The organism is Synechocystis sp. IPPAS B-1465 (assembly GCF_003015225.1).
Classification (GTDB): domain Bacteria; phylum Cyanobacteriota; class Cyanobacteriia; order Cyanobacteriales; family Microcystaceae; genus Synechocystis.
The window spans coordinates 42,962-60,319 of record NZ_CP028100.1; the positions used below are offsets into that span (position 1 = coordinate 42,962).

General features: G+C 42.8%; 18 protein-coding genes. 12 read left to right on the forward strand and 6 right to left on the reverse strand.

The window, feature by feature from the left end:
* Nucleotides 1-3 precede the first annotated feature (3 nt).
* Genes C7I86_RS18360 through C7I86_RS18380 form a run of 5 tightly spaced genes read left to right on the forward strand, consistent with a single transcriptional unit; the run spans nt 4 to nt 7,821 of the window.
* Nucleotides 4-3,459 carry a helicase-related protein gene (locus C7I86_RS18360; RefSeq protein WP_011153866.1) on the forward strand — a complete coding sequence of 1,152 codons (3,456 nt, stop codon included), beginning with the start codon at nt 4-6 and terminating at the stop codon, nt 3,457-3,459.
* 30 nt (nt 3,460-3,489) lie between these two features.
* A complete protein-coding gene (locus C7I86_RS18365) occupies nt 3,490-3,717 on the forward strand; it encodes a hypothetical protein (RefSeq protein WP_011153867.1) in 228 nt (75 codons plus the stop codon).
* On the forward strand, nt 3,710-4,123 hold the full coding sequence (locus C7I86_RS18370) for a type II toxin-antitoxin system VapC family toxin (RefSeq protein WP_041428298.1): 414 nt from the start codon (nt 3,710-3,712) through the stop codon (nt 4,121-4,123). Before C7I86_RS18365 ends, C7I86_RS18370 begins: the two co-directional genes overlap by 8 nt.
* Before the next feature lie 11 nt (nt 4,124-4,134).
* Complete coding sequence (locus tag C7I86_RS18375) at nt 4,135-7,437, forward strand: DNA methyltransferase (protein WP_011153869.1); 3,303 nt, start codon at nt 4,135-4,137, stop codon at nt 7,435-7,437.
* 3 nt (nt 7,438-7,440) lie between these two features.
* Complete coding sequence (locus C7I86_RS18380) at nt 7,441-7,821, forward strand: DUF2513 domain-containing protein (RefSeq protein ID WP_011153870.1); 381 nt, start codon at nt 7,441-7,443, stop codon at nt 7,819-7,821.
* Between the two features lie 105 nt (nt 7,822-7,926).
* On the opposite strand, the gene C7I86_RS19565 is transcribed toward C7I86_RS18380, so the two are convergent.
* From C7I86_RS19565 to C7I86_RS18400, 4 genes are read right to left on the reverse strand one after another with little or no spacing between them, the layout of a single operon-like run.
* Nucleotides 7,927-8,322: a DUF6527 family protein gene (locus tag C7I86_RS19565; protein WP_011153871.1), complete on the reverse strand. Its 396-nt coding sequence runs from the start codon at nt 8,320-8,322 to the stop codon at nt 7,927-7,929.
* Nucleotides 8,294-9,709 carry a ThiF family adenylyltransferase gene (locus tag C7I86_RS18390; RefSeq protein ID WP_011153872.1) on the reverse strand — a complete coding sequence of 472 codons (1,416 nt, stop codon included), beginning with the start codon at nt 9,707-9,709 and terminating at the stop codon, nt 8,294-8,296. The genes C7I86_RS19565 and C7I86_RS18390 overlap by 29 nt, the downstream gene beginning before the upstream one ends.
* Nucleotides 9,706-10,086: an E2/UBC family protein gene (locus tag C7I86_RS18395; RefSeq protein WP_041428303.1), complete on the reverse strand. Its 381-nt coding sequence runs from the start codon at nt 10,084-10,086 to the stop codon at nt 9,706-9,708. Before C7I86_RS18395 ends, C7I86_RS18390 begins: the two co-directional genes overlap by 4 nt.
* A gap of 3 nt (nt 10,087-10,089) precedes the next feature.
* Nucleotides 10,090-10,545, reverse strand: a complete 456-nt coding sequence (locus tag C7I86_RS18400) for a multiubiquitin domain-containing protein (RefSeq protein WP_234376130.1) — start codon at nt 10,543-10,545, stop codon at nt 10,090-10,092.
* Between the two features lie 105 nt (nt 10,546-10,650).
* Between C7I86_RS18400 and C7I86_RS18405 the strand changes: the two genes are divergently transcribed.
* The 3 genes from C7I86_RS18405 (at nt 10,651) to C7I86_RS18415 (ending at nt 12,544) form a co-directional block, all read left to right on the forward strand.
* Nucleotides 10,651-11,010 carry a helix-turn-helix domain-containing protein gene (locus C7I86_RS18405; protein WP_011153875.1) on the forward strand — a complete coding sequence of 120 codons (360 nt, stop codon included), beginning with the start codon at nt 10,651-10,653 and terminating at the stop codon, nt 11,008-11,010.
* Nucleotides 11,011-11,015: 5 nt separating this feature from the next.
* A complete protein-coding gene (locus C7I86_RS18410) occupies nt 11,016-11,603 on the forward strand; it encodes an ImmA/IrrE family metallo-endopeptidase (RefSeq protein WP_011153876.1) in 588 nt (195 codons plus the stop codon).
* 350 nt (nt 11,604-11,953) lie between these two features.
* Nucleotides 11,954-12,544 (forward strand): CAP domain-containing protein, encoded by a 591-nt coding sequence (locus tag C7I86_RS18415; RefSeq protein ID WP_011153877.1) that lies wholly within the window; start codon nt 11,954-11,956, stop codon nt 12,542-12,544.
* 28 nt (nt 12,545-12,572) lie between these two features.
* Here the strand turns inward: C7I86_RS18415 and C7I86_RS18420 are convergent, their stop codons facing one another.
* Nucleotides 12,573-13,139 (reverse strand): site-specific integrase, encoded by a 567-nt coding sequence (locus C7I86_RS18420; RefSeq protein ID WP_011153878.1) that lies wholly within the window; start codon nt 13,137-13,139, stop codon nt 12,573-12,575.
* Nucleotides 13,140-13,440: 301 nt separating this feature from the next.
* Nucleotides 13,441-13,974, reverse strand: a complete 534-nt coding sequence (locus C7I86_RS18425; RefSeq protein ID WP_011153879.1) for a GNAT family N-acetyltransferase — start codon at nt 13,972-13,974, stop codon at nt 13,441-13,443.
* A 555-nt stretch (nt 13,975-14,529) separates the two neighbouring features.
* On the opposite strand from C7I86_RS18425, the gene C7I86_RS18435 reads away from it, so the two are divergent.
* The 4 genes from C7I86_RS18435 (at nt 14,530) to C7I86_RS18450 (ending at nt 17,305) form a co-directional block, all read left to right on the forward strand.
* The gene (locus tag C7I86_RS18435) at nt 14,530-14,778 is read left to right on the forward strand and encodes a hypothetical protein (protein ID WP_011153881.1); all 249 of its coding nucleotides are present in this window, start codon (nt 14,530-14,532) and stop codon (nt 14,776-14,778) included.
* A gap of 99 nt (nt 14,779-14,877) precedes the next feature.
* Nucleotides 14,878-15,432 (forward strand): hypothetical protein, encoded by a 555-nt coding sequence (locus C7I86_RS18440; protein ID WP_011153882.1) that lies wholly within the window; start codon nt 14,878-14,880, stop codon nt 15,430-15,432.
* Complete coding sequence (locus C7I86_RS18445) at nt 15,372-16,277, forward strand: ATP-binding protein (RefSeq protein ID WP_223211252.1); 906 nt, start codon at nt 15,372-15,374, stop codon at nt 16,275-16,277. Before C7I86_RS18440 ends, C7I86_RS18445 begins: the two co-directional genes overlap by 61 nt.
* Nucleotides 16,277-17,305: a metal-dependent hydrolase gene (locus tag C7I86_RS18450; protein WP_011153825.1), complete on the forward strand. Its 1,029-nt coding sequence runs from the start codon at nt 16,277-16,279 to the stop codon at nt 17,303-17,305. Before C7I86_RS18445 ends, C7I86_RS18450 begins: the two co-directional genes overlap by 1 nt.
* Nucleotides 17,306-17,358 lie beyond the last annotated feature (53 nt).

The following is a 17,358-nucleotide window of genomic DNA, read 5'->3' on the forward strand; positions in this document are numbered from 1 at the left end:
TCCATGTCTTCAATCTATGACAATTGTGATTTTCCTCTACTGCCAGAGCTTAAGCATTGTCTAAAGGAAGGTTATCGTTCGGATTTTTGTGTTGGCTACTTTAACCTGCGTGGTTGGCGAGAGTTAGAGGATGAAGTCGAGCAATTTACTGCCGGGAAAGGTCAAAATTGTCGTTTACTGGTGGGGATGCAGAGGCCGCCTAACGATGAACTTAGGCGTAGTTTATCTATTACGAAGCGTGCAAATCAGCGGATGTCGAACGAACAGGCAAATAAGTTGAAAAAGATTATGGCTCATGAGTTTCGAGAGCAGTTAACCTATGGCGTTCCTACTGCAAGGGATGAAGCAAGTCTCAAACGATTAAAAGCGCAATTGCAAGCTGAAAAACTAGAAGTTAAACTATTTTTACGTCATCTACTCCATGCCAAGCTTTATCTAATCCATCGAGAAGATAAAATTACACCTCGCATTGGTTATGTGGGTAGTAGTAATCTGACTTTCTCTGGTTTGAGTGGTCAGGGTGAACTGAATGTTGAAGTCACAGACCGAGACGATACAAAGAAGTTAGAAGAGTGGTTTATTGAACGATGGGAGGATAATTTTTCTCTCGATATTTCTCAAGACTTGATTAAGGTGATTGATGAAAGTTGGGCTGGAAAGCAACTACCTCCTTTTTATATTTATCTCAAGATGGCTTATCATCTGTCGCAGGAAGCACGGGATGGTTTGAGTCGATATCAAGCTCCGAAAAATTTTGGTTTGTTGGAATTTCAAGAGCAGGCTGTACGGGTAGCGATGCAGCATATCGATAAGCGCAATGGAGTGGTGATCGGTGATGTGGTTGGTCTAGGGAAAACGTTAGTGGGAACGGCGATCGCCCATGTGTGTGAAGAGGAATATGGGACGAGTACATTAATTATTTGTCCGAAGAATCTTGAATCAATGTGGCAAGGCTATGTTGATCGCTATGGCCTGCGGGGTAAGGTTGTCCCGATTAGCCAAGTGGAACAAAGATTGCCAGAAGTGCCTGCCCGGTTTCGTTTGGTACTGATTGATGAGAGTCATAACCTACGTAACCGTGAAGGAAAACGATATCAGGCGATTAAAGAATACATAGAGCAGAGTGGCAGTCGTTGTATTCTGTTGACGGCAACCCCCTACAACAAAGGTTATTTGGATTTATCGTCTCAGTTGCGTTTATTTTTGAGGGCTGAAGCAGACATCGGCATTAAACCAGAAGCCCACATCCGTAATTTGGGTGGTGAAATGCAATTTTTACGGAAACATAATGCAACCCCAGTACGATCATTGATGGCATTTGAGCATAGTGATGAGCCGGAAGATTGGCAACAATTAATGAGTCGCTATATGGTGCGCCGGACAAGGGGTTTTATTAAAAAGACCTATGCTAAAGAAGACGAGCGAGGTTATTACTTAGAGTTTCCCAATAGTGATCGCTTTTATTTCCCGAAACGTTGCCCAAGGACTGTTAAGTTTAGTACAAGTGATGAAAAAGACCCCTATGCGAGGTTATACGGCGATCGCGTGGTGGATATTATCAATAGCCTAAATTTACCTCGTTATGGCTTAGGGAATTATTTGATTCCGTCGCCCGGTAATCAAAAGAAAAAACATAAGAAATCCCTCGGTCAGATGAGCTTGGCAACGGGATTTGAGCATTTGGATGTCACCGAGGCAGAGCGAAAAATTCTGGCAAATCTTTCCCATGCTGGTCAGCGGTTAATGGGCTTCTGTCGCACCAATTTATTTAAACGTCTAGAAAGCAGTGGTGCAGCTTTTATTCAGTCTATCGATCGCCATATTTTAAGGAATTATGTCTATCTCCATGCGATTGCCAATAATTTACCGATTCCAATTGGCACCCAGGATGCGGCTTTGTTGGATGGGACAACGGACGAAGATCAGGATTCTTTGTTAGGTCAGGATTGGGAAACGGCAACGGATACAGAGGACAGCTTTGATGAGGATCGGCTAACCCCCGGTGCAGAATTCAAACAACGGGCAGTTGCAATTTATGAGCTTTACCAAAATCAGTACCAGCGGCGATTTAAGTGGATTCGTCCTGATTTATTTACGCCGGAACTGGCTGATAATCTAGAACAGGATGCGAAATCTTTAATCAATATCCTGAAAATTTCAGGCCGTTGGAATGCGGATGAAGATGGCAAACTGCAATCTTTAATTCGTTTACTAACTGAAGAACATCCAGACGAGAAAATTTTGATTTTTACGCAATTTGCGGATACAGCGAGATATTTGGCTCAGGCTTTAGAAACGGCAGGGATTACCAATATTGGTTTGGCAACGGGAAATTCTCAGATAGACCCAACGATACTTGCCCAGCGTTTTAGTCCGAGGAGTAATGGTAAGGCGATCTCGCAGAGAGCCGTTGCCGCTGAGGATCAGTTAAGGATATTGGTGGCGACGGATGTGCTTAGTGAGGGTCAAAATCTACAGGACGCAGGGATTATTCTGAATTACGATTTGCCTTGGGCGATTATTCGTTTGATTCAGCGGGCGGGTCGTGTGGATCGTATTGGCCAGGAAGCAGATGAAATTTTCTGTTATTCGTTTCTGCCAGCGGAGGGGGTAGAGCAATTAATTAATCTACGGGGTCGGTTACGCGATCGCCTGAAGGAAAATCAGGAAGTAGTGGGTACTGATGAAGCATTTTTTGAGGACGATGAAGAGCGGGAAGTTCTGCTAAATCTTTACAATGAAAAATCGAATATTCTTGATGAGGATGACGACGAGGGAGAAGTGGATTTAACGTCGGAAGCTCTGCAAATTTGGCAGACGGCCATTGATGCAAATCCTAAGCTAAAACGTATTATTGAAGATCTGCCGGATGTAGTGTTTTCTACTCGTCACCATGGGCCGAGTGTTTTGGAACCAGAGGGGGTTTTGCTTTATCTCAGAACTGCTGAGGGTACGGATGCGCTGGCATGGGTGGATAAGCAGGGCCATAGTGTGACCCAATCTCAAATGCGAATTTTACGAATGGCGGGTTGTAATTTAAACACCCCAGCTCTAGACCGTCATCCTGAACATCATAATTTAGTACAAAAGGCGGCTCAGATTGTGACTGATCAGACGAAAAAAGTTGCTGGCACAATGGGCAGTCGGCGAGGAGCAAGGGCAAGAACCTACGATCATCTTATGTCCTATTGCCAGTATGTGCAGGAAAAGACACCAATTTTAGCCCAGGGTCAGGACTGGGAAAATTTAGTCAAAGCCATTGAAATGATACATAACTATCCCCTTAAGCAAAATGCGATCGCCTCCCTAAACCGTGAACTAAAGGCGGGTATTTCTGATGAAGATTTAGCGCAAAAAGTAACTTATCTTATGGAGCATGATGCGTTGTGTGTGGTGACTGCTGATGGAGAATTTGAGGGGGCAAAGGTGATTTGCTCGCTGGGATTATTTCAACGTTAAGATCAAACTATATTAACTGAGGAAAAATCAATGACAATAACAACACAAGCTCAAATTGTTGAAATGCTGGAACAGTTACCAGATGGTGCTTTAGATGAAGTGAAATCATTTTTAGCAGCATTACAAAATCGTTATCCTGCAAAACATGCCCCAAAGTTGAGTGAGGGCATGGCTTATATTGAGCAAGTTCGGGGAAAAATGCAGTGTGATATGACCACCGATGAAATTATGGCGCTGACAAGGGGTGAGGATGATTAAAGTTTTGGTAGATAGCAATGTCTTAATTGATGTCTTTTCGGACGATTCTACTTGGTTTACTTGGTCACATCAACAGATTGCTTATTTTATTGATCGGTCTGAAACATATCGGCTTGTGATTAACCCTGTTATTTATGCGGAAGTATCCGTTGGGATTGAGTCTACTGAAAAGCTTGATCAACTTTTATTGCCAAAATACTACGACAGAGAATCTTTGCCCTATGAAGCGGCATTTCTAGCAGGAAAGGCTTTTCTGCAATATCGACGCAGTGGGGGAACAAGGCGATCGCCGTTACCGGATTTTTATATCGGGGCCCATGCTCTGACGGCAGGTTATCGGCTTCTGAGTCGTGACAATAAGCGTTACCAAACCTATTTTCCTGATCTTGATCTCATCGCACCTTAAAAGATTTTTTTATGAAATTGAACCGTACAAGTACCCAAAAATATCTTAAGAATTTTGATTTTGAATCTCTTTTTATCGAAGAATTAGGTTGGGATACAACCGACCCAATAGCATTGCCGTTAGAAATTGATGAGGCTATTTTTGAAGCGATTGCCATTGCCCAGAAGCGTGGTTTTACGGCGTATTATTGTTCCACTACTGAGATTCCAGAGCGAAAGGTTAGGTTGGCTCTTGATCGTCAATTATCGGATTATTCTAAATCTCACTTATTAATTTTTGGGGATGAAGCGCAAACAGGACAGGTTTGGCTATGGGTGAGGCAGGAACTTGGAAAACCTTTAGCTCCTAAATTTGAACAATATCGGATTGGTCAATCGCCAGAACGGCTTTTACAGAAATTAGAAGCTTTGGCGATCACCTTTGAAGAGGAAGAATGTTTAACCCTTGTTGAAGTTAATCGGCGTGTTAAAAAAGCGTTTGATGTTGAGAAAACAACGAAGAAATTTTATACAGAGTTTGAAAAGCAGCATAAGCAATTCCTGAAATATATTGACGGTATTAATAATGATTTTGACAGGAGTTGGTATGCTTCTTTAATGCTAAATCGCTTGATGTTTGTTTATTTCATTCAACGAAAAGGATTTTTAAATAGAGATATTGATTATTTACAAAATCGTTTGAAATTGTGTCAAGAGAAATTTGGTAATGATGAGTTTTATTCATTCTATCGGTATTTTCTTATGCAAATATTCCATGAGGGCCTAGGCAAATCAGATCGTAATCAAGAGTTAGATAAATTACTTGGTAATATTCCCTATCTCAATGGTGGTTTTTTTGATGTTCATCAGTTAGAGATTAAATATGAAAATATCCAAATTCCTGATGATGCTTTTGAACAATTATTTGTCTTTTTTGGTAACTGGGATTGGCATTTAGATAATCGTATTACTAAGAATCAGAATGAAATTAATCCTGATATTCTAGGTTATATCTTTGAGAAGTATATTAACCAGAAGCAAATGGGGGCTTACTATACGAAGGAAGATATTACAGAATACATTAGTAAAAATACAATTATTCCTTTTCTATTTGATGCGACGAAGAAGGAATGTGAGGTCACTTTTCGTGCCGATGGGGAAATTTGGTCGCTACTGAAAGAAAACCCAAATCGATATATTTATGATGCGGTTCTAAAAGGTGTTGATGTAGATTTACCGCTAGAAATTGCAGCAGGAATTAATGATGTTTCTCAGCGGCAAGATTGGAATCAATCAGCATCAGACGAATTTGCTCTACCAACTGAAACTTGGCGTGAACATATTGTCCGTCGTCAGCGTTGTTTGGATATTCGGGAAAAACTCAAATCCGGCGAAATGACTAGCATCAATGATCTAATTACCTATAATCTCAATATTCGTCAGTTTGCTCAGGATGTGATTACGGGTTGTGAGGGGTCTGATTTTCTCTTAGCTTTTTATCGGGTGATCGCCTCTGTGTCTGTGCTTGACCCGACCTGTGGTTCTGGGGCGTTTTTGTTTGCGGCGTTAGAAATCCTCGAACCGCTCTATTCTGGTTGTTTGGGAAGGATGCGGGGTTTTGTTGAGGAGGATGATCGTCGGATTCGAGGGACAGATCATAAGCCGAGATATGCTGAATTTCGGGAAATTCTTGCTGAAGTGGAAAAACACCCGAATAAACAGTATTTTGTGCTGAAATCTATCATGTTGAATAACCTCTATGGTGTGGACATTATGGATGAGGCGACGGAGATTTGTAAGTTACGTTTATTTCTAAAGTTGGTTGCTCAGGTTGAACCTAATCCCAAGGCTAAAAATTTAGGTTTAGAGCCTTTACCAGATATTGATTTTAATATTCGGGCGGGTAATACTTTGGTAGGTTTTACATCACGGAATGAGGTTTATCAGTCGATGACTCGTGATGCAACTGGACAAACTAAGTTGTTATTTGATGATAGTTTCTTAAAACGGATTGAACAGGGAGCTATCGCTGTTGATCAGGAGTTTAAGAGGTTTAAGTTTCTACAGACTGAAACTGAGGTAGATGGTCGAGTTTTAGCTGAGGCAAAGGCTCACTTAAATCGATGTCTTGAAGAACTACGAACCGAATTAGACCGATATCTAGCAGAAGAGTATGAGCTAGGTTTATCGAAAAAAGAAAAAGCTTTTCAAGAGTGGAAAGAAAGTCATCAGCCTTTTCATTGGTTTGTAGAGTTTTACGGAATTATTCATTCTGGTGGTTTTGATGTCATTATTGGCAATCCGCCTTATGTGGAATATAGCAAAATTAAGAAGGAATACACTATTAAGGGATATCAAACAGAAAGTTGTGGAAATTTATATGCTTATTCTATGGAACGAGCTTCCAGTATATTAAAATTATCAGGTCATATAGGCTTTATCATTCCAGTTGCTTCAGTCTGTACGGATGGTTATTTACCTTTGCGGAATATCTTAGTAACAAATGGGGATCTAGTTATCAGTAATTTTAATGATCGTCCAAGTAAATTATTTGATGGTATTGAACATATTAGATTATCAATAATTCTCTGGAAAAAGCAGAAACTTACTTCACATTCTATATTCACAACTAGATATAATAAATGGCAAGCAGTCGAACGTTCAATTCTATTTAATTGTCTTACATACAGTAATACAAAACAATTTATTAAGGATGGTTCTATCTCTAAGGTAGCAACTAAAATCGAAAAAAGTATTTTAAAAAAAGTGACATCACAGAAAAAATATTTGGATCTATATATTGACAAAACAGGGACATATCAAATTTTTTATACTCGAAAGTTAAGCGGATTTGTTCAAATATTAGATTTTATTCCTGAAATCTATGATAATAACAATCAAAAACGCGATCCATCTGAGTTGAAGAATTTATCCTTTTCTACAAAGGAAATAAGAGATGCATTTCTAGTTCTTCTTAATTCCAATTTGTTTTACTGGTTCTTAACCATATATTCTGATTGTAGAAATCTAAACAAACGAGAAATTGCTTCGATTGCTCTGGATTTTGAGAATTTGTCTAAGTCCTTACATCAACCTTTATCGGATCTATCAGTAGCTCTTATGGATGACTTTAAAAGTAATTCTAAGCTACTTGAGATGAGCTATAAGAAGCTTGGGAAAATGAAAATTCAATGTATTTATCCAAAATTTTCAAAGCCAATCATTGATGAAATTGATCGTGTATTAGCTAAACATTATGGCTTCACTGATGAAGAACTAGATTTTATTATTAACTATGATATTAAATATCGTATGGGTCGTGATCTTGAGGACTAGAATATGAAAAGAGATATGGAATTAATCAAGAAAATTTTGCTTGCTGTAGAAGAAAAAAATACTTTTTATGAACCTTTTTCTTCTTCCGAACTTGGTATTCAAGGATATGAAGATGCAGAGTTAGTTTACCATCTCAAGCTTGCTCATGAAGCTGGACTTATTGAAATCATGGGAAATAAACCAGTTCAAACTATGGGGGAAACTCCCCAATACTTTGTCAAATCTTTAACATGGGAAGGGCATGAATTTCTCGAAGCCAGTAAGAATCCTACAGTCTGGAATAAAGTTATAAAAACAATGCAGGATAAAGGCGTAGGCATGGGGTTTGATATTTTGAAAGGATTACTATTGCAGGAAACTATTCATTTAGTTGGTTTGAAATAAACTCATTTGAATCAATTGGTGAGAAATTCAAAATTCAAATATTAATATGGAAAAATTTAAAGTCGGTAACACCATTTCAATTTTCTTAACCTCAAAATTTGAGTATTATTTATTATGCCGAGAATCAGCACACCACTGAGTGACACCTCGCTTAATCCAGAAGTGACATTGACAATGGTTTAACTGTCGAACCGAAGGATGTAATGTTGGACGATTTAACCAATCACAATCAACGCGCCATGAAGGATGCTGGTTTTTATTAAGAGACAGTAAAATCAGTTCACCACAACCACTCGGACAACGAAAACAAGCCCATTTTTTGTGATTTCTGTCACCAACAATTACCACTTCCCCCGACATAATCTCCTCTGGTGCAGGATGAAAATTCACCATCCGACTAGTTAACTCAGACTTTTTAAGAAAACCTAACTTAACCAAAAACCACCGCATGATTGAATGCCGTGAAACCAACTTAAACCATACCCAAAAACGGTTCAACATCCCCTTTCCCCCATAACTTATCAGTACTACATAATGGGCAATTTACATCTGCACTAGCCCCCAATTGTCGATCTTCCCGAAGATGATATTTTTTCACGCGGTTGGCGATAGCCCCATTTTTCCCCCGAAATCCCTGTAACCGATGAACTAACTCTTGAATCGCCATATTGGCAACGTCAGTCGTAAACAGAACCACCGCAGGACTAGGATTCCCTTCACCAATCACATAAGCCTCCTCCTTACGCCGTTTGTACTCCTCCGGTTGCTCCCGCTTCAGCGATTCTCCAAAAGCCTGTTCTGGGTTAATAATTTCCCGACACAATAAACAAGTATTCGGTGGAATTAAAGTTGTCACCCGACCATCAAGAGCTTGCATTCTCAAAGTTTCAGAACGATCAACCTCAATCGCTAAACCCACATCAAATATTGGCGTGAGGTAATAATAAGCAAAACGGTTGAGCAATAGCCGACCCGCATGATCATCAGTACAACCAAAAATAATGTCACAGGTTTTCAACGCATCTTGGCACATTGGATCATTAATCCATGCCCGATAAGTTCTGACCTCAACACCAATACCCAAATCAGTCAGCGATCGCCTAATAACCTCCACCTTAGGCAGACCCTCCTGAGCATCATTGAACGTTGCACCATGCAGGCGATTCAAGTTCGTAAATTCAACGATATCTTGGTCAAATAAGGCAATCTGGCGCACCCCTAGTTTGGGCAGCAACATGGCAACGGCACTACCCGTCCCACCACAGCCGACGATACCTATTCTTAAAGTTGATAAATCCTGAGTTAGAGCCTCACCAAAAGCCAAAGCCTGTCGCTGGAAAATTGGAGAACTGATACCGTTTCCTCTCTCTGGATAATGCAGTTGGAGGCGATCGCCCACACACATAATCAGATCGAGAGGTTGATACTCCTTCGGATTGAACCAGCATCGCCCCACTAGATCACCATCGGCAGTCAAGATAAGACTGAGCAGTTTGGTGTCCTGACCATTACGATTCTGAGCAAGCTGAACTAAATCCGGTTCATTAACATCATCTTGTTCCGAGAATCTAGCCCCATTTTTGCCATGAGTATGGATAATTGCAACAGTCAAATTTTTCTGCTGTGCCAGCTTCAGCACCCGCACAAAAGAATCTGTAGACCACGTAATGTGCTGAGGAGAATGGGAAACAATCTCATTGTCAGGAATGGGAATGACCTCAACGGACAAATATTTTTTTCGCGGCATACTAGTCCATGGATCTGCCTGAATGGAAACCTCACCACAGATTAAATACGCTGCCTTTTCCTTCCCATCACTGTGCCATAAACTTTTCCTTAGCTCTTGAAGATGAGACTCCCGAAGAGTCAAACTAATTTGATTGTTCATGCCGCCACCTCCAAAGCATGTTCAACACGTTTCAGCATTGTCCAAATACCATCAACCCCCCGTCGCCACTCTCGCTCATGCCGCGACCACCGTTGCCATGACCGTCCATTAAATTGTTGCCGTGCTTCGGTAGCCCGTGGGGGACGATTTCCCTGAACCAACTTGACCGCAGGTTCGAGATAAAACATGTCAGGCACAATGTCAGGGTAGCCATTGGGCAGAAGGATGAGTAAATCCACTTCAGAAACATCGTATTTCTGGTTTGGAAGCGGAAATTTAGAAAAAATCAGTCCTTTACGACTCCCCTCGGTGATTTCCTCATAGGTATAATCCTTATTCGCCAGATATTGGCGATCGCTCTCAGGTAAAAAAGTCATCACTTAGCCCTCCGTTGTTGTTTTCTTGCCAGTGAAAAAACGCTCAACACCCGGAGCCTCTAAATTTACCGTTTCATGATCAGCAATCGGACGATCCTCACCTCCTCTGACTTCTAACCAGACCCCATAAGCTTGTGGGCTAACTTGTGCCAGTTGTTTTAACTTCAGTCCGCTGATCAATGGAATTCCCCATTCAAATCGTCGTCCATCAATCACAAAACGGAATGAGCGATCGCTACGAAAAGTTATAAAACGCTCAATTCCTGTTTGTCTGAGATCAACAGTTTCATCAAGGCGAATCTCTTCAAGTTGACCACTGGGCAATAGATAGAACACCAGAAATTCATCTGCGGGTCTTTTTTGAGCGATTTCCAGAATCTGTCGTCCCGTAGGAACAGGGTCAGGAATCATTAACTGTTGCTGATCGACTTGAATTCTGAATTGCTGTGCATTTACCACCACTTTATCCCTCTGTTGCTAAGTAGATTTCTGATTGCAATATAGCAATTATTTCTGATTGTTGCACAAGTGATTTAAAATTGCAAATGTGAAACTGAGGTCAAAATGAAAAAAGTAGGATTTGATATCACTTCCTTCTACGCAGCATTAGATGGTCAAAGGCAGTCTAAGCAACTGACATGGAAAAAGGTTGCCGAGCAGTCGGGGGTAAGTGCATCAACACTTACTCGTATGGCCCAAGGGCGTAGACCAGATGTTGATAGCTTGGCTGCATTGCTTAACTGGTCTGGCCTAAAAGCTGAAATGTTTGTCGAATCTAATCAAGAAAGTCAAACCGTGTCAGAGCCGCTTGCTCAAATTACTGCATATCTAAGGGCAGATCCCCATCTAACGCCTGAAGGTGCGGAGGCTCTTGCGGCTATTGTCAAGGCAGGCTATGAACGTTTAAGAAAAGATTCTAATTAATAGTCATGGCAAGACGAAAGCAACCAAAATATCGGTATGGCTTTAAGAGTGAAGCCAATGGTTATGCTCGCGAATTTCGTGAAGAATTGGGATTGAAGCCAATCGACCCATTATGTCCATGGTCATTAGCAGATTATTTGGCAATTCCAGTAGAACCCTTATCTGCTTACAAAGATATGATTCCAAAATCTGTTGAATACTATCGCAATGGTAAAGCGGACGGTTTTTCGGCAATTACAATAATTGATGGCTATAAACGTCTTATCATTCACAATGATGCCCATCATCCTCGACGACAAGCCGCAAACATAGCCCATGAACTTAGCCATGGGATTTTGGGTCACATGCCTCAACCTGTTTTGGATGAAAATGGATGTAGGCACTTTAACCAACAAGAAGAAGATGAAGCTGAGTGGCTGGGACCTGCATTACTAATTTCAGAAGAAGCTGCACTACACATTGTTAAAACAGGTATGGATATAAATGATGCTGTCAGACATTATGGGGTTAGCAAAAATATAGTTCAAATGCGAATCAATGTAACTGGTGCAAAGAATCGAGTTGCACGTATGTCTGACACTAATCCAAGTTAATAAACTTGATATTTACTGAAAAGTGACCGCCATCATAACTTCACCAACCTTTTATAACTGCAAACCACATACGTTCGGATCTACGAATTTCCTATATCCACAACTTTGAATTTATAGAAGGTAATGGTTTTATTTTTCTACTCTAATTGTGGAATTATAGCATTGTCACTGGACTTCATTCAGCTTTATCTTGAAAATACAGCGGTTACGGCATCCAACTGGCACAGCAAAACCCTTGTAAAATAAGCGTTGTAGCTATTTGAGACGTATCAGGCCGATTAGAAATTCGCTGTATATTAGTTTCGAAGGTATTAAATCAGTAAAATTAGGCATTTAGTTACTAAAAACCAATGAGACGTTATCGTTATCGATCGCCAAAGTCAAAACAGATAACCACAGGGGTTTTCGTAGTAGTTGCCATGATTTTATTTCAGGGCAAAGATTCGCTCTACTATCACAACGGCAACGGTGGCGATGATTGGAAAATTGGCTCACCCCAGACCCATGTATTCAATGCTCATCAGACTCGTTCCCTAGAAGACCTTCAAATCCAAGCCCTTACCCTGGTCAACCGCGATCGCCAACTGAATAACCTCCCGCTCCTGGTGGCAGACCCCTTGATTACCAAAACCGCCCAAGGTCATGCGGAAGATATGGCCAAAAGGAATTTTTATGGTCACGATACCCCTGAAGGGAAGTCCCCCACCGACCGTTATCAAGCTCTGGGCGGCAAGGGGGGAGTTGGCGAAAATATTGTGGTCTTACCCGGCTCTCCCTATTTCTCTCTCAACTATGGGTTAGTAGAAAGGTTTCAGAAAAGTTGGATGTATTCGGAAGGACATCGCAAAAATCTATTGACCCCCAACTACACTAAGTTTGGCTATGGCATTGCCACCAATCCTAGAACAGCTAAAGTCTATGCTGTTCAAAATTTTCAATGACTGGTGTGGGTCAAAAACTAATTCAACTTTAAAACGAGATTGTAGATAAGGCCTGCTCCTTCTCCTGTTCAGAAACCTCCAGATAATGGGACAACACATTCAAATTCTTGTGACCACTAATTTTCTGGATAACCCGCAGATTAATTCCCTTCCGACACATCATCGTTAACGCAGTGCGGCGAAAAGAATGGGTTGATACCCCCCTCACTCCAATCCTGTCAGTGGCGGCCTTCAATATTTTATGGGCCATGGAAGGATGAAGGTGTGACCCCACTCTTTTCCCCCGAAATACATAGGACGATGGAAATCTAACAGATCGTTGAGCTTGTCGGTAGTCATCAAATAAAACTTGCAACGCCAGGGAAATGGCCACAGTGCGACTGGACTTGGTTTTAGTTTTTTCAATGCGGAAAGTCATGGCATCAGTGGTGACATCAGCCCAAGCCAGAGAACAAGTTTCCCCAATCCGACAACCAGTGTAAAGACAAATGCCAAACAACAGGCGATCTCTGGGAGTCAGCAACCCGATAGTGAACAGGTCGTGTAATTCCTGCTCAGTTAATACCTTTGCCTGCCCCTGACGGTTAATTTTCATTCAATAAAATGATGAAAATATTGAATAGCTCCCACAACCCTAATTCTATCGTGGAATTTTTCCGACTCTCCATCCCCGAACATAAATTATTGCCAATTATTCTCAGTTGATGAATCTTGAAAACTACTACCATCGCCAAAATCGTCTGTTATCCCTTTTTGCTTGGCAAAATGATGCAGATAACCTGAAAAATCAAATGTGAGGGTTACAGGCGATTCTCAAGAGTGTAATTTGTACTGTTTTGGGGTAGCTCGATAAATCATATCGGTTATTGGCGATCGCCTTTCCTAGCTCCAAAGATTCATAATTTCACGTTGCTAGAGCTATTTGCTCTGAATCCTTCATGGAAGGTAACATCACCCTGGGGATAATGACTGTCAAACGAAAGAGCAAAAAATACCTCATCGGGAACCCCTTCGAGAGCAAGCCCCGCCACATTCTTAAATCCAAATTTTTTGTAGTATTCTGGGTGTCCGACAAGGCAACAGCCCTTGGCTCCTAAGCCCTTCAACTGTGACAGTCCTTCCTGAATAAGAGCTTTACCAATCCCCCTACGCTGGTATAGGGGTAACACGGAGACCGGGCCGAGTCCATACCAGTTTTTTGTGCCGTCCGAGATGGCCACAGGGGAAAATGCAATATGTCCCACAACACGACTATTCACTTCTGCAACCAATGACAGGGTTAAAGCACCTGCGGAACGAAGAGCTTCGATGATGAACTGCTCTGTGTGGTTACTAATCTCTAGGGGCGCGAAGGCCGCAATAGTCACTTCAGTAATGAGAACGGCATCGTCCTTTCTCTCATCCCTTATCAAAATTTCTTGTCCTGTCATAGGAATCCTATTTATTCAAAGACAACTAGGGAACTAGGTTTCTGGGTTGTTGATGAGTCGGTCTATTTGTTCATAGATGGAGGGAGTTAAAGGCTCTCCCTTTCTGCTTTTAGGGTAGCGGATCAGAGTCCGAAAAAGAACTATCAGTCCACTGCTGGAATTTGCTGAAGCCAATGGAAAAATTTTCAGACTATGGATAAAGGGTAAGGTGAAGAACTTTCCTTGTGGATGTCCGCCCATGGCACCGGAAACATCAAAAAGTTAACCTCCATATTGGTCAAGAGTTGGTAGAGATCGCCAGGTTAGAAACCCCTAGTAAAAATTATTGGGGTTGATTTATCTGGACAAAATTTCCTATCTTCATTGGTAAATATCGCTACATTTTAGACCGTACTTAATAGCATCCCCAATAATCAACTCAGCAGTTAATCAAGGTTGTCAAAGCATTAGTGGATAAATCAGCAAAGCTTTAAAGAAAGTTAAATTTTTCAATATTTGTGGTCATTTTTATTTAGCTATTGGACAATATAAATTATTAATTTTAAGGAGTTCATCATGGATTTTAATCCCAATGAGTGGCCTACCCATAAACAAGGTGAGGTTGTCCGCCAACTAATACTAGAGGCGTTGGACAGTCCAAAGACCAAGGAAGAATTGTCCAGTTTGTGCAACAAGAGCGTTAGACAAATCACTAGACATTTACACCGTTTGTCCAGCGAAAACAAGATTTTGTCCACTGGAAAAGGGCAATTTGTCCGGCGGATTGCCGCTGGATTTTTACTCCTTTACGTTGGACAAATTTAGGTTCAGCGTTGGACAGCATTGGACTTGACAGAAAAAAATTGTCATATAGAATCCCCTAAACGACAAGTTCCACAAAAAAATATTTGGGAGATTAAGAAAATGTCCATCGCTGGAAAATCCAAAGGTGACGTTGTACAACAATTGGAAAAATCCTACGGGGTAGCCCGGACAACGGTGTTCAATCGGCTGAAATATTTAGGCTATTCGTTGGACAAAGTTGATGATTTGTTCAGTTTGTCCAATGAACAAATGGCTGAACTCGATAAACTTCATCGCTGGATAAGTGATGGGGGCAAAATGGCCGATTATCCCAAACCAGGGCAATTGACCATGATCACTGATGAAGGAGAACTAGAACAATATGGGGAAGTGATTAATTTTGATGCCCTAGAAGGGGATGAGGAACTGGGTCACGCTGAGCTGATCCGGGCCGCCCAAAATCAAGCGGCGGGGATCTTAATTGCCCAGAATTTACTAACTGCTGAAATCCTGAAAAATCCCCAACATTTACCGGCGGATCTCCAAGCCCAGGTGGAGCAGTCTAAGGTGGCCATCGCCCCAAAGCCCCAGAACCCGTTAGTGATCGCTTCCCAATGGATTACGAAGGCGAAGGCTTACCAGAGCAACCAGAACCATGGTCAACTGGCGGCCTAGGAGATGAATGGGAGCTGGCCCCACCGGCCGGGGAAACCTGTTATCGGCAACCGGAGATGGATGGGCTACTCCATTCCCTTTATGCGGCTCGGTCGGTGTTGGTCACGTCGGGGGAAGGCATGGGCAAAACCTACTTGGTGCGGCAGGTGTGGGAAAGGCTGTTAGCGGACGGGGTGACGTGCCAATACTTTGAACCAGCTACCCCCAAAACCCTGCTGATGGCGATCGCCGCCATGGCTGGGGTGGACAGCAAAAACCTGGAGGGCAGGAGCAAAACGGTGGAAGTCTTAAAGCAGGAATTGATCCAATGGTTCAGCGTTAACCGGGCGGTGTTGATCTTCGACGATGCCCATTATCTGGAAGTCAAATTTCGGCTTTGGCTCAAAAAACTGAAGGACGTGGGGGTTCCCATGCTGTTGGCGGCCACTAATCCCCCCCGCACTGACTTGTTTATCTATGTGCCTCGCATTGAACTCAAGCCCCTGGCGGAATACCAGATCCGAGACTTGATGGAAAAAGAGGCCATTTCCCTGGGGTCGGGACTAAAGCCAAACCAGATTGCCAAACTGCAAAGCCGAGCTGGGGGTAATCCCATGTTGGCTAAGCGGGCCATCGAGGAAGGTTTTTTGGGCATCCAAAACGAAGCGGGCGACCACGGCAGATACTTTGACATCACCCCGTTATTGCTCCTGGTGGGCATTGTCTTTATTTGCTATCGGTTCATTGGTTTGGGCACCGGCAATCAATCCCTCTATATCTTGGCTGGCATTGGTGGGGCCATATTCCTAGGGGTGGCAAGACTTTCCTATTACCTACCGAAGGAATCACGGAGGATCACCAACTGATGCTCACCATTACCCATCTATTAGTGGGGGCGGCTTCCGTAGGCATGGCGGCCCAAACCACCAACCCGGTTCCTATTCTGATTGGGGCGATCGCCAGTTTATTGCCGGACATCGACATCAGCACCAGTCCCGCCGGTCGGATATTACCGTTTATTTCCCGGCCCCTGGAGCAACGGTTTAGTCATCGCAGTGCCACCCATTCCCTCTTGGCCAGTTTCACCCTAGCCCTGGTCAGTTATGCCCTTTGGTTTGCCATGCCAGTCATTCCCCTAGTAATTGTCCATGCCCTCAATATTGGTTACTTCGCCGGTTGGTTCTTGGACTGCTTCACCAAATCCGGTGTGGAAATGTTTTACCCATTGGGGGTGCGCTGTGTTTGCCCCGGTAATCGTAATCTGAGGATTTCCACTGGCAGTGCCGCCGAATATTGGTTGATGGTCTTTGTGGTGGCGATCGCCGTTTGGACTTTCCAACTCAATAACACCGGCGGTTTGGTGAAAAACTTCAATGCCCTGATTGCCGCTCCCAGTGGGGTGGTGGAATTGTACAACCGCAAGGGGGGCAACGAAATTATCTACGCCGAATATGAAGGGGTGTGGGCGGGGAACCGTGCGCCGATAAAGGAAGAGGCCCCGGTAATTGCCACCAATGGCCAAGGCTTTTTGGTTCTGCGGGATGACCAGGTGGTGAAAGTGGGCACCGAAGCGGACAGCACCATCATTGTTAATCGCATTCGGGGCCGGGAGGGGGAACCCGCCGTGATCCATACCGAAACCATTTACCTCGACGATGAACCGCCCGATCGCCTGGAGGGTTACATCAACCCCATGACTTTTATCAGTGGCCAGCTCACCATTGATGACCCCACTATGCTCCGCCTGGAACAGTCCGCCTTTGCCTTTGCCCCCATCCGCAATGCCGGAGGATTTGTCACCCTCGACCATGCCCCCATCGAAACGGCGATCCAACTTCTCCAAGACCAATACGTTAGGGGGTCGGTAACTATCAAAACCATTGAAAAACGATGACCATTCTCCTTTATCTCCTGGGAATCCAATGCTTTGCCGCCCTGTTGATAGTC